11 protein-coding genes and 1 pseudogene are annotated in these 12,039 nt (G+C 72.4%); 5 read left to right on the forward strand and 7 right to left on the reverse strand.

Features of this window, described 5'->3' with window-relative positions:
• Positions 1-290: 290 nt before the first annotated feature.
• From AB0472_RS33150 to AB0472_RS33160, 3 genes are read right to left on the reverse strand one after another with little or no spacing between them, the layout of a single operon-like run.
• The gene (locus AB0472_RS33150) at positions 291-1,742 is read right to left on the reverse strand and encodes an NAD(P)H-hydrate dehydratase (RefSeq protein ID WP_366361940.1); all 1,452 of its coding nucleotides are present in this window, start codon (positions 1,740-1,742) and stop codon (positions 291-293) included.
• A 55-nt stretch (positions 1,743-1,797) separates the two neighbouring features.
• Positions 1,798-2,169 carry a holo-ACP synthase gene (locus AB0472_RS33155; protein WP_366361942.1) on the reverse strand — a complete coding sequence of 124 codons (372 nt, stop codon included), beginning with the start codon at positions 2,167-2,169 and terminating at the stop codon, positions 1,798-1,800.
• A gap of 19 nt (positions 2,170-2,188) precedes the next feature.
• A complete protein-coding gene (locus AB0472_RS33160; RefSeq protein WP_366361944.1) occupies positions 2,189-3,094 on the reverse strand; it encodes an aldo/keto reductase family oxidoreductase in 906 nt (301 codons plus the stop codon).
• 93 nt (positions 3,095-3,187) lie between these two features.
• Here AB0472_RS33160 and AB0472_RS33165 point away from each other — a divergent pair, with 93 nt between their 5' ends.
• Positions 3,188-4,078 (forward strand): LysR family transcriptional regulator, encoded by an 891-nt coding sequence (locus tag AB0472_RS33165; protein ID WP_366361946.1) that lies wholly within the window; start codon positions 3,188-3,190, stop codon positions 4,076-4,078.
• Between the two features lie 50 nt (positions 4,079-4,128).
• On the opposite strand, the gene glmS is transcribed toward AB0472_RS33165, so the two are convergent.
• Positions 4,129-5,976: a glutamine--fructose-6-phosphate transaminase (isomerizing) gene (gene glmS / locus AB0472_RS33170; protein ID WP_366361948.1), complete on the reverse strand. Its 1,848-nt coding sequence runs from the start codon at positions 5,974-5,976 to the stop codon at positions 4,129-4,131.
• A 294-nt stretch (positions 5,977-6,270) separates the two neighbouring features.
• Between glmS and AB0472_RS33175 the strand changes: the two genes are divergently transcribed.
• The 3 genes from AB0472_RS33175 to AB0472_RS33185 all read left to right on the forward strand — a co-directional run bounded on the left by AB0472_RS33175 (position 6,271) and on the right by AB0472_RS33185 (position 8,807).
• Positions 6,271-6,654 (forward strand): hypothetical protein, encoded by a 384-nt coding sequence (locus AB0472_RS33175; protein ID WP_366361950.1) that lies wholly within the window; start codon positions 6,271-6,273, stop codon positions 6,652-6,654.
• 117 nt (positions 6,655-6,771) lie between these two features.
• The gene (gene coaA / locus AB0472_RS33180) at positions 6,772-7,740 is read left to right on the forward strand and encodes a type I pantothenate kinase (protein WP_366361952.1); all 969 of its coding nucleotides are present in this window, start codon (positions 6,772-6,774) and stop codon (positions 7,738-7,740) included.
• 146 nt (positions 7,741-7,886) lie between these two features.
• A complete protein-coding gene (locus AB0472_RS33185) occupies positions 7,887-8,807 on the forward strand; it encodes a DUF389 domain-containing protein (protein ID WP_366361954.1) in 921 nt (306 codons plus the stop codon).
• A gap of 102 nt (positions 8,808-8,909) precedes the next feature.
• On the opposite strand, the gene glmM is transcribed toward AB0472_RS33185, so the two are convergent.
• The 3 genes from glmM to rplM all read right to left on the reverse strand — a co-directional run bounded on the left by glmM (position 8,910) and on the right by rplM (position 11,447).
• Positions 8,910-10,268 carry a phosphoglucosamine mutase gene (gene glmM, locus AB0472_RS33190; RefSeq protein ID WP_366361956.1) on the reverse strand — a complete coding sequence of 453 codons (1,359 nt, stop codon included), beginning with the start codon at positions 10,266-10,268 and terminating at the stop codon, positions 8,910-8,912.
• A gap of 180 nt (positions 10,269-10,448) precedes the next feature.
• Entirely contained in the window at positions 10,449-10,961 is a 513-nt protein-coding gene (gene rpsI, locus AB0472_RS33195) for a 30S ribosomal protein S9 (protein WP_093499626.1), read from the reverse strand.
• Positions 10,962-11,003: 42 nt separating this feature from the next.
• A complete protein-coding gene (gene rplM / locus AB0472_RS33200; RefSeq protein WP_351502660.1) occupies positions 11,004-11,447 on the reverse strand; it encodes a 50S ribosomal protein L13 in 444 nt (147 codons plus the stop codon).
• A gap of 381 nt (positions 11,448-11,828) precedes the next feature.
• Between rplM and AB0472_RS33205 the strand changes: the two are divergent.
• Positions 11,829-12,039: pseudogene (locus AB0472_RS33205) on the forward strand (hypothetical protein); the annotation flags it as partial.

Genomic DNA, 12,039 nt, shown 5'->3' on the forward strand with positions numbered 1-12,039 from the left:
ACACAGCACCCCGACAAAGGGCGCGGGGGACGTCACCCGAGAGACACAGCACCCCGACAAAGGGCGCGGGGGACGTCACCCGAGAGACACAGCACGCCGACAAAGGGCGCGGGGGACGTCACCCGAGAGACGCAGCGCCCCGGCAGAGGGCGCGGGGGACGTCACCCGGGGGACGCAGCGCCCCGGTAGGGGCGCGGGGAACTGCGCGCCCAGCCCCCGCCCACCGGCACCCGACCGACCCACATGCCCCGGGGTTCCGGGGCGAAGCCCCGCGACGGTGCCGCTCGGGCCTACCGAGTCGGGTGGGTGGACGGGAAGACGCCCCGCCACGCCGCCGGCACCTCGTCGGCGACGGCGTGAGCCACCGTCGGCGCCCCCTGCGCCGCGAACCGCCCCGCGAGCCCGTGCAGATACGCCGCCACACTCCCCGCGTCCCGCCCGTCCAGCCCCGCCGCCAGCAACGACCCGGCCAGCCCCGACAGCACGTCCCCGCTCCCGGCGGTGGCGAGCCACGGCGTCCCCGTCGCGTTCACCCGGACGGCGGACCCGCCACCCGCCGCCGCGACCAGCGTCGTCGACCCCTTCAGCAGCACCGTCGCCCGGTACGCCGCCGCCAGCTCCCGCACCGCCGCGAGCCGGCCGGCCTCGACCTCCTCCCGCCGTACCCCCAGCAGCGCCGCGGCCTCCCCGGCGTGCGGCGTCATCAGGGTCGGCGCCGTACGGCCGCGCACCGCGTCCCGGTCGGCGAGCCGCAGCCCGTCCGCGTCCACCAGCACCGGCACGTCCGCCGCCAGCACCTCGGCGACGGCGACGGCGTCGTCCCCGACCCCCGGCCCGGCCACCCACGCCTGCACCCGCCCGGCCTTCCGCGGCCCCCCGTCCGACACCAGCGTCTCGGGAAAGCGGGCCAGCACCTCGTCCTTGGCCGGCCCGACGTACCGTACGGCCCCGGCCCCGCCCCGCAGCGCCCCCGCGACCGCCAGCACCGCGGCCCCCGGATACCGCGCCGACCCGGCCACGATGCCCACCACCCCGCGCCGGTACTTGTCGCTCTCCGCCGACGGCTCCGGCAGCAGCCGCGCCACGTCCACGTCCTGCAACGCCTCCAGCTCGGCCTCCTCGGGCAGTTCCAGCCCGATGTCGACCAGCCGCACCGAACCGGCGTACTCCCGCGCCGGATCGATCAGCAGCCCCGGCTTGTGCGTCCCGAAGGTCACGGTCAGGTCCGCCCGCACGGCCGCGCCGCGCACCTCGCCGCTGTCCGCCTCCACCCCGCTCGGCAGGTCCACGGCGACGACGACGGCCCGGGACCGGTCCACGGCCGCCACCAGTTCCGCCGCCCCGGGCCGCAGCCCGCCCTTCCCGCCGATCCCCACGATCCCGTCCACGACGAGATCGGCCCGCAGGATCAACTCCTCGGCACCGCCGTCCCGTACGACGGTCCCCCCGGCCCGGCGCAGCGCCGCCAGCCCGCCCTCGTGCGTGTGCTCCGGCGCGAGCAGCACGGCCGCGACCCCCGCCCCCCGGCGCGCCAGCCGCGCCCCGGCGTACAGGGCGTCACCGCCGTTGTCCCCGCTGCCGACCAGCAGGACCACCCGGCTGCCGTACACCCGTCCGAGCAACTCGGCGCAGGCGGCGGCCAGCCCCGCGGCGGCCCGCTGCATCAGTGCCCCCTCCGGCAGCCGCGCCATCAGCTCCCGCTCGGCCGCCCGTACCGTCTCCACGCTGTAAGCAGTCCGCATGCCCCGAGTCTCCCCCGGAACCCGCGGGACGCGCATCCGCCCCGCCCCGCCCGGGTCACCCCTCGGCGACCACCACCGCCGACGCCACCCCGGCGTCGTGACTGAGCGACACATGCCACGACCGCACGCCGAGTTCCGCCGCGCAGGCGGCCACGCTGCCCTGCACCTGCAGCCGCGGCCGCCCGTTGTCCTCGACGACGACCTCCGCGTCCGTCCAGAGCAGCCCCGGCGGCGCGCCGAGCGCCTTGGCCAGCGCCTCCTTGGCCGCGAACCGCGCCGCGAGCGAGGCGACACCGCGCCGCTCCCCGCTCGGCAGATACAGCTCCCGCTCCACGAAGAGCCGGCCGGCCAGCCCGGGAGTCCGCTCCAGCGACTCCCGGAACCGGTCGATCTCGGCGACGTCGATGCCTACCCCGATGATGCTCACCAGAGCACCTTACGGCCCGTCAGACGGCAGGCGGGCGGGCCGCGTCCCCCTGGTGGCCGATCTTGTCCAGCTCGACGAGGTCCTCGTCGGACAGGGCGAGTCCCGCGCCGGCCACGTTCTCCCGCAGGTGCGCCGCCGACGAGGTACCGGGGATGAGCAGGATGTTCGGCGACCGCCGCAGCAGCCAGGCGAGGGCGACCGACATCGGCGTCGCGTCCAGCCGGGCGGCCACGGCGGACAGCGCCGTGGACTGCAGCGGGGTGAAGCCGCCGAGCGGGAAGAAGGGCACGTAGGCGATGCCCTCGGCGGCGAGGTCGTCGATCAGCTCGTCGTCCTGGCGGTGGGCGAGGTTGTACATGTTCTGCACGCACACGACCGGCGCGATCGTCCGGGCCTCGGCGACCTGTTCCGGCGTGGCGTTGCTCACTCCAAGGTGCCGGACCAGGCCCTGCCGCCGGAGTTCGGCGAGTGCCTCGAAGGGTTCGGCGAGCGAGCCGGGCCGGAACCCCTGGGCGTCGCCGAGCCGGAGGTTGACCACGTCGAGGGAGTCGAGGCCGAGGTCGTCGAGGTTCTCCCGGACGGCGCTACGCAGGTCCTCGGGCCGCCGGGCGGGAATCCAGTCGCCCTGCCCGTCGCGGACCGCGCCGACCTTGGTCACGACGTGCAGCGGCGCGGGGTACGGATGCAGAGCCTCACGGATCAGCCGGTTGGTGACGCGCGGCCCGTACGCACCCGCGGTGTCGATGTGGGTGATCCCGAGGGCGACGGCCTCGCGCAGCACGGCGAGCGCGCCGTCGCGGTCGGCGGGCGGGCCCATGACCCCGGGCCCGGCGAGCTGCATGGCGCCGTAGCCGACGCGGGTCACGGTCAGATCGCCCAGGGTCCAGGTGCCGCCGGGCAGCGATGCGGAGGGGGTGTTGTTCATGCCGTCGATCGTCACCCGCGGACCCGCGGCGCATCCAATACCGCCGTCCTGCCCTGTCATACCCGCCGGGTATCACCGACGTACGCTGTGGCCATGGACAGGACGGACACCACGGACGCCGCGGCCACCTTGGAGACCCGTGAGTTGCGGTACTTCCTGGCCGTCGCCGAGGAACTGCACTTCGGCCGCGCCGCCGAGCGCCTCGGCATCGCGCAGCCGCCGCTGTCCCGGGCGGTCCAGCAACTGGAGCGGCGTCTCGGCGTCCGCCTGCTGGACCGCAACCGCCGCGGCGTCCGGCTGACCGGCGCCGGAGAGGTGCTGCTTCACGAGGGCCGCGCGGCCCTCGACGCGACCACCGCCGCCGTCCGCCGCACCCGTCGCGCCGGCGGCGCCGGCGGTCCGCGCGGCCCCCGCGACCGCCTGGTGCTGGCGGTGAAGGCCGGCGCGTCCCACGACCTGCTGCACAAGCTCCTCGACGCCTACGCGGCCGAGCCGGGCGCCGCCGAGATCGAGGTGCTGCCCACGGGCCTGTGCGAGCAGGAGGGGATGCTGCGGGACGGCCGCGCCGACGTGGCGCTCATGCACGCGCCGTTCAACTCCCTCGCCGGGTTCGACAGCGAGGAGCTGACGACCGAGGGGCAGGTCGCCGTCCTGCCGGCCGGTCACCCCCTCGCCGCCCGCCGGACGCTGTCCCTGGCCGACGTGGACGACATCCCGGGCCTGCCGCTCGCCCGCTGGCCCCGCCACGGCACGTACCCGCCCGGACCGGGCCCCGAGGTCCACGACCAGACCCAGCTGGCCCAGCTGATCGCCCTCGGGCGCACCGTGACCGTCCTGCCCGACTCGGCCCGCGCCTGGCTGTGGGCCGAGCACGCCGCCGTCCCGCTGACCGACGCGCCGCCCGTGGTCACCCACATCGCCTGGCCCGCGCACAGCCGCTCGCTGGCCCTGGCCGCCCTGGTCCGCACGGCCACCCGGCTCTGACCCCCACCGGACCCGTCACCGCGGCCGGGACGGGTCCGCGTCCGCTCTCCTCACTCCACGGTGACCGACTTGGCGAGGTTCCTCGGCTGGTCCACCTCGTTGCCCCGGGCAGTGGCCAGTTCGCAGGCGAAGACCTGGAGCGGGACGGTGGCGACCAGCGGCTGGAGCAGTGTCGGGGTGGCGGGGATCCGGATCAGGTGGTCGGCGTACGGGACGACCGCCTCGTCGCCCTCCTCCGCGATCACGATGGTGCGGGCCCCCCGGGCCCGGATCTCCTGGATGTTGGACACGATCTTGTCGTGGAGGACCGAGCGGCCGCGCGGGGACGGGACCACGACCACCACCGGCAGGTCCTCCTCGATCAGCGCGATCGGCCCGTGCTTCAGCTCGCCGGCCGCGAAGCCCTCGGCGTGCATGTACGCCAGCTCCTTGAGCTTCAGGGCGCCCTCGAGGGCGACCGGGTAGCCGACGTGCCGGCCGAGGAACAGCACGGTCTTCTTCTCCGCCAGCGTCCGCGCCAGCGCCCGGACCGGCTCCATGGTCTCCAGGACCCGCTCGACCTCGCCGGAGATGTGCGAGAGGTCCCGGATCACGGCGCTGATCTCGTCGCCCCACTTGGTGCCCCGCACCTGGCCGAGGTACAGCGCCACCAGGTAGCAGGCCACCAGCTGGGTGAGGAACGCCTTGGTCGAGGCGACCGCGACCTCCGGCCCGGCGTGGGTGTACAGCACCGCGTCCGACTCGCGCGGGATCGTCGAGCCGTTGGTGTTGCAGATCGCGAGGACCTTGGAGCCCTGTTCCCGCGCGTGCCGCAGCGCCATCAGCGTGTCCATGGTCTCGCCGGACTGGGAGATGGCGATGACGAGGCTGCGCGAGTCCAGGATCGGATCCCGGTACCGGAACTCGCTGGCCAGCTCCACCTCGCACGGGATGCGCGTCCAGTGCTCGATGGCGTACTTGGCGATCAGGCCGGCGTGGAAGGCCGTACCGCACGCGACGATGACGACCTTGTCGACCTCCCGGAGCTCGGCGGCGCCGATCCGGACCTCGTCCAGCGTCAGCGAGCCGTTCGCGTCGATGCGGCCCAGGAGGGTGTCGGCGACCGCCTTGGGCTGCTCGGCGATCTCCTTGAGCATGAAGTAGTCATAACCCCCCTTTTCCGCTGCCGACGCGTCCCAGTCGACGTGGTACGAGCGGACGTCCGCCGGAGCGCCGTCGAAGCCCGTCACCGTCACGCCGTCCCGGCGCAGCTCCACCACCTGGTCCTGGCCGAGCTCGATCGCCGACCGCGTGTGGGCGATGAACGCGGCGACGTCCGAGGCGAGAAAGGCCTCTCCCTCCCCAACGCCCACCACGAGCGGGGAGTTCCGGCGTGCGCCGACGACCACGTCCGGATCGTCGGCGTGTACCGCGACCAGCGTGAACGCGCCCTCCAGCCGCCGGCACACCAGCCGCATCGCCTCGGCGAGGTCGGCGGTGCCGGAGAACTCCTCGGCGAGCAGGTGCGCGACCACCTCGGTGTCCGTCTCGGACGCCAGGTCGTGCCCGCGCTCGGCCAACTCCCCGCGCAGCGCGGCGAAGTTCTCGATGATCCCGTTGTGGACGACGGCGACCCGGCCCGCGTTGTCGAGGTGCGGGTGCGCGTTCGCGTCCGTCGGGCCGCCGTGCGTGGCCCACCGGGTGTGCCCGATGCCGGTGGCACCGGCCGGCAGCGGCCGCTCCGTCAGCTCCTTCTCCAGGTTGACCAGCTTCCCGGCCTTCTTCGCCGAGGCCAGCCCGCCGTCCGCGAGCACCGCGACACCCGCCGAGTCATAGCCCCGGTACTCCAGCCGCTTGAGCCCGGCGACCACCACATCGAGCGCCGACTGCGCCCCCACGTATCCCACGATTCCGCACATGAGCGGCAGCCTAAGTGCCGCCCCCCACCCGAACACGGCTCAGCGTGCCCGAAATCGGAAATCATCCGGCCCCTCGGAACCAGGCAGGCCTCCGAGAAAACAGTTGTTCGAGAGCAGCTTCGCGCACCTACCATGACCCGCGCTTGACCGGACCATGACCGGCGGGCAGCCGCGCACCGGCCGGCGACCGGGGAAAACGTCGCCGCGCCGCGCCGGGAAAGGCAGACAGCACCATCCCGTGTCCCGCCCGGACCGACCCGCGGTGTTCCACTCGCACGCGAAGGAAAGGAAGCGATGACAAAGCTCGTGTCATTCCCGTCCCACGGCTCGGGTGAGAATCTCAACTGGTTCGCCACTTCCGCCCTGTTCGACGATGTGGCCGACTTCATTCTCCGACACGTGGCAGACGACCGGGCAAGGCGCGACATCACCGCAGGTGCCGCCTCGGGCTACGTCTTCATCGGCGAACTTCCGGAGCCTGATCGGACGAACGTGCTGACTGCGTTGCGTGACACGTTTCCCGGTCACGTCGATGCCGAGATCTATCCACCGCAGGTGACTGCCGGGATGGACGGACCGGAGATCTTCGTCGAGCGCGCCAAGTCGCTCGCGCGGCCGGCAGAGAGAAGCATCGCCCTGCGCGCGGCTGCGGGCGCGTCGCCGGACGGCGAGGGCTGAGGGTTCCACGGCGTCGGTCAGGCGGGGGCCGGGTGCCGGGCACCCACGTGACCGACCCCACCCCCCACCCCGTTCAAACTCCGTTAACAATGGAATGTGATCTCTCCGGTCTCCCCGATGCCCCGGAGCGCCCACCGGCACAGGCCGGAGGCGACTCCCTACGTCGACCTCACCCGCTCCGAGTGGAGCGCGCTGCGCGACAAGACGCCGCTGCCGCTCACCGCCGAGGAGGTCGAGAAGCTGCGCGGTCTCGGCGACGTCATCGACCTCGACGAGGTGCGGGACATCTATCTCCCGCTGTCCCGGCTGCTCAATCTGTACGTCGGTGCCACGGATGGCCTCCGCGGCGCCCTGAACACCTTCCTCGGTGAGCAGGGCTCCCAGTCCGGCACCCCGTTCGTGATAGGCGTCGCCGGCTCCGTGGCCTGCGGCAAGTCGACCGTCTCCCGTCTGCTCCAGGCGCTGCTCTCCCGCTGGCCCGAACACCCGCGCGTCGAGCTGGTGACGACGGACGGTTTCCTGCTCCCGACCAAGGAGCTCGAAGCGCGCGGCCTGATGTCGCGCAAGGGCTTCCCCGAGTCGTACGACCGCCGGGCCCTGACCCGCTTCGTCGCCGACATCAAGGCCGGCAAGGACGAGGTCACCGCCCCCGTCTACTCCCACCTCATCTACGACATCGTGCCGGACCGGAAGCTCACGGTCCGCCGCCCCGACATCCTCATCGTCGAGGGCCTCAACGTCCTGCAGCCCGCCCTCCCCGGCCAGGACGGCCGTACCCGCGTCGGCCTGGCCGACTACTTCGACTTCAGCGTGTACGTCGACGCGAACGCGGAGGACATCGAGCGCTGGTACCTCAACCGCTTCAGGAAACTCCGCCAGACCGCCTTCCAGGACCCGGACTCGTACTTCAGGAAGTACACCCAGGTGTCCGAGGAGGAGGCGGTCGACTACGCCCGCGGCCTCTGGCGGGCCATCAACAAGCCCAACCTGGTGGAGAACATCGCCCCGACCCGCGGCCGCGCCACCCTGGTCGTCCGCAAGGGACCGGACCACAAGGTGCAGCGCCTGCGGCTCCGCAAGCTCTGAGCGGTCCGCCGGAAGCCCGCGAGACGCCGCCGGCAACTGCGGCGCCACCGCGGTCGGTCGCGCAGTCCCGCCGCCGGGCCTGCGGCCGGGGGCGCCCCCGGCGGACTCCGCCGGACCTGCTCGGAGCCACCTGTTAAAAAGGCGTCATGCTGCATCTGCGCCTGATCACCCCGACCGACCGGACGGACGACGCGGTCCGCCTGATCGGGACGACCGTGGGCACCACGCACCTGATCGTGCTGCCGGGCGCGGCCCGCGACCCGGCCGGGGACGTCGTGATGTGCGATGTGGCCCGCGAGGCCGGTGACGAACTGATCCGTGGGCTGCGGGCGTTGGGCCTCGACCAAACCGGTTCGATCGCCGTCGAGGACATCGGCCTGAGCCTGTCCCGCCGCGCCGACCAGGCCGAGGCGGAGGCCCCGGGCGAGGCCGCAGACGCAGTGCTGTGGGAGGGGCTGACCGAGGCGACCCACGAGGAGTCGACGCTGTCGGCCACCTACATCGCCTTCATCACCCTGGCCACGATGATCGCGGCCTGCGGTGTCGTCCTGGACAACGCGATCCTGATCGTGGGTGCGATGGCGGTGGGCCCGGAGTTCGGCCCGCTGGCCGGCATCTGCACGGCGCTGGTCCGGCGCCGGCCCCGCCTCGCGGCGCGGTCCCTGACCGCGCTCCTCGTCGGCTTCGCGGTGGCGATGCTGGTGACGGTCGGCTTCACCTTTCTCATGGACGGCCTCGGCCTGTTCACGAGGGCGCAGCTGGAGGCGGAACGCCCGAACACCAACTTCATCTACCGGCCCGACGCGTTCTCGTTCGTGGTCGCGGTCCTGGCCGGCATCGCCGGCATACTCTCCCTCACCTCGGCGAAGTCCGGTGCCCTGGTGGGCGTCGCCATCTCGGTGACGACGGTCCCGGCAGCCGCGAACGCGGCCGTGGCCTTCGCCTTCACGGAGTACCGGCAGGCGTGGGGTTCGGCGGAACAACTGCTGCTGAACCTGCTGGGCATCGTCCTGGCGGGCACGGCGACGCTGGTGGCCCAGAAATGGCTGTGGAAGAAAGCAGCTTGAGGCTCAGCGACGCCTCAGAGGCGCGGGGACCGCGCGACCAGCCACCACGGACCCGCGGCCCGCGACGCGCACTCCCCGCCACCCCGAACCCGGAGGGACGGGCTACCCCAGCGCGGACTTGACGGCGTCCGCCAGCCGCCCCGCCACCGACCGGGCCTGCTCGATGTCGGCCGCCTCGACCATCACCCGCACCAGCGGTTCGGTGCCCGAGGGGCGGAGCAGGACCCGGCCCGTCTCCCCCAGCTCCCGCTCGGCCTCCGCGACCGCCGCCGCCAGGTCCCCGGACGTGCGCACCCGCGCCCGGTCGACGTCCGGCACGTTGATCAGCACCTGCGGCAGCCGTTCCATCACGCCCGCCAGCTCCCGCAGCGACCGCCCGGTCTCCGCGACCCGCGCCGCGAGCAGCAGCCCGGTCAGCGTGCCGTCGCCGGTCGTCGCGTGGTCGAGGATGATGACGTGGCCGGACTGCTCGCCGCCGAGGGCGTAGCCGTGCTCCTTCATCTCCTCCAGCACGTACCGGTCGCCGACCGCGGTCTGCACGAGGTGCAGCCCCTCCCGTTCCAGCGCCAGCTTGAAGCCGAGGTTGGACATGACGGTGGCGACGACGGTGTCGGCGCGCAGCACGCCCCGCTCCCGCATGGCGAGGGCGAGCACGGCCATGATCTGGTCGCCGTCGACCTCCTCACCGGTGTGGTCGACGGCCAGGCAGCGGTCCGCGTCCCCGTCGTGCGCGATGCCGAAGTCCGCGCCGTGCTCGACGACCGCGGCCTTGAGCTTGCCGAGGTGGGTCGACCCGCAGCCGTCGTTGATGTTGAGCCCGTCCGGCTCCGCACCGATGGTGACGATCTCGGCACCGGCCCGGCGGAACGCCTCCGGCGAGACCCCCGCGGCCGCGCCGTGCGCCTCGTCCAGGACGATCTTCAGGCCGTCCAGCCGGTTCGGGAGGACGCCGAGGAGGTGGCCGACGTACTGCTCGGAGCCCTCGTCGTACGACCGCACGCGCCCCACGCCCGCGCCCGTCGGCCGCTCCCACGGCTCGCCGTGCCGGTGGGACTCGTACACCGCCTCGATCCGCTCCTCCAGCTCGTCGTCGAGCTTGTGGCCGCCGCGGGCGAGGAACTTGATGCCGTTGTCGGGCATGGCGTTGTGGCTGGCGGAGAGCATGACGCCGAGGTCGGCGCCGAGCGCGCCGGTCAGGAACGCGACCGCCGGTGTCGGGAGGACGCCCACGCTCAGGACGTCGACGCCGGCGCTGGCCAGGCCCGCGACCACGGCGGCCTCCAGGAACTCCCCGGACGCGCGCGGATCCCGTCCGACGACCGCCGTAGGCCGGTGGCCCTCGAACGTGCCCGCCTCGGCCAGCACGTGCGCCGCCGCGACGGACAGCCCGAGCGCCATCTCGGCGGTCAGGTCCGCGTTGGCGACACCGCGCACGCCGTCCGTGCCGAAGAGTCGTCCCACTTGTCCTCCTGAAGAAGCGTCCTTGCTGCCAGGAAATGATGGCAGGCGCTTAGTCATGCGATCACACCAGCCTTTGAGCGTCTTGTGTCGTTATACGCCCTTGACCGGGATAAACGAACGCCCCGACGGCACATGTGGCGTGCCGCCGGGGCGTTCGGAGTACGTGCAGGCAGCTGGTGATTAGCGCTTGCTGTACTGCGGGGCCTTGCGGGCCTTCTTCAGACCGGCCTTCTTGCGCTCGACCGCGCGGTCGTCGCGCTTGAGGAAGCCGGCCTTCTTGAGCGGGCCGCGGTTGTTGTCCACGTCGGCCTCGTTCAGCGCGCGGGCGACACCGAGACGGAGCGCACCGGCCTGACCGGAGACACCGCCACCGGCGATGCGGGCGACGACGTCGTAGCGGCCCTCGAGCTCGAGCACCTTGAAGGGCTCGTTGACTTCCTGCTGGTGCACCTTGTTCGGGAAGTAGTCCTCGAGGGTGCGGCCGTTGATCTTCCACTTGCCGGTGCCCGGGACGATCCGGACGCGGGCGATGGCGTTCTTGCGACGGCCCAGGCCGGCGGCCGGCTGCGGGTCGCCGAAGCGGGACGCGAGGGACTCGGAGGTGTACTCGCCCTCGACGGGGACGTCCGACTCCGTGGTGTAGCTGTCGATGTCAAGCTCTTCGAGCGGCTGCTCGGCAGTGGTCTCGGCCACGATGCTCCTCAGATTCTCTTCAGTCTTAGGGGGTGGCCGGGATTACTGCGCGACCTGGGTGATCTCGAACGGAACCGGCTGCTGAGCAGCGTGCGGGTGGTTCTCGCCGCGGTAGACCTTCAGCTTGGTGAGCATCTGACGGCCCAGGGTGTTCTTGGGGAGCATGCCCTTGACGGCCTTCTCGATGGCCTTCTCGGGGTTCTTGTCCAGCAGCTCGTCGTAGCGGACGGAGCGCAGACCGCCCGGGTAGCCGGAGTGGCGGTACGCCATCTTCTGGGTCCGCTTGTTGCCGGACAGGTGCACCTTGTCGGCGTTGATGATGATGACGAAGTCACCAGCGTCGACGTGCGGCGCGTAGATCGGCTTGTGCTTGCCGCGGAGAAGGGTCGCGGCGGTGGTGGCGAGACGGCCCAGGACGACGTCCTGGGCGTCAATGACGTGCCACTGGCGAGTCACATCGCCGGGCTTGGGGCTGTACGTACGCACTTCGCAGCCTTCTTCTTCAGTGGATGGGTGCTGACACATGGCATCACTGAAGCGATCGTGCAGCTGGGGACGACAATGCCGGGGACGCTGCCCGTATGCCGCCCACTGGTAACTGCTCCAGGGAACCTAGGTAGAGGCCGCTCCCGTGAGAACGAGCGAGCCAATACACAACGAAGGGGAAGCCTACAAGGGTGGCCCCCGGCGGGTCAAAACGAGCCCCCGCCGACATCCGGACGAGCCGTCGCCGACCGCTGCGGGAAATCCCGGGAGCACGGCCGTACCGGGATGCGCCGTCCTGCCCCCAATGGTCCCCCCAAGGTCCCCGGTCTCCGTTCGTACAGTCGCACCGGTACCCCCTGGCCCCCGTCTAAGATGCGCCCCATGAGTTATGGGCAGGGGGGACCTCAGTCCCAGTGGGATCCGTGGAAACCGCAGTCTCAGCAGCCCTGGAGCAGCGGGGCCGGCCAGACCCCGGACTGGGCGTCGCTCGCCGAGGCGTCGGAGACGCGGAACAAGCGGCGCAGAGTGCTGTTCATCGGCGGTGGCGTGGTCGCCACGCTGGCGATCGGCACCGCCGTCGCGATGGCCGTGG

Source organism: Streptomyces sp. NPDC086777 (assembly GCF_040702065.1).
Classification (GTDB): domain Bacteria; phylum Actinomycetota; class Actinomycetes; order Streptomycetales; family Streptomycetaceae; genus Streptomyces.

What these genes read in the sequence shown, in the direction of transcription:
- AB0472_RS33150 (WP_366361940.1), bottom strand. Translation starts at nt 1,742, where the DNA reads ATGCGGACTGCTTACAGCGTGGAGACGGTACGGGCGGCCGAGCGGGAG.
- AB0472_RS33160 (WP_366361944.1), bottom strand. Translation starts at nt 3,094, where the DNA reads ATGAACAACACCCCCTCCGCATCGCTGCCCGGCGGCACCTGGACCCTG.
- AB0472_RS33165 (WP_366361946.1), top strand. Translation starts at nt 3,188, where the DNA reads ATGGACAGGACGGACACCACGGACGCCGCGGCCACCTTGGAGACCCGT.
- glmS (WP_366361948.1), bottom strand. Translation starts at nt 5,976, where the DNA reads ATGTGCGGAATCGTGGGATACGTGGGGGCGCAGTCGGCGCTCGATGTG.
- AB0472_RS33175 (WP_366361950.1), top strand. Translation starts at nt 6,271, where the DNA reads ATGACAAAGCTCGTGTCATTCCCGTCCCACGGCTCGGGTGAGAATCTC.
- coaA (WP_366361952.1), top strand. Translation starts at nt 6,772, where the DNA reads ATGCCCCGGAGCGCCCACCGGCACAGGCCGGAGGCGACTCCCTACGTC.
- AB0472_RS33185 (WP_366361954.1), top strand. Translation starts at nt 7,887, where the DNA reads ATGCTGCATCTGCGCCTGATCACCCCGACCGACCGGACGGACGACGCG.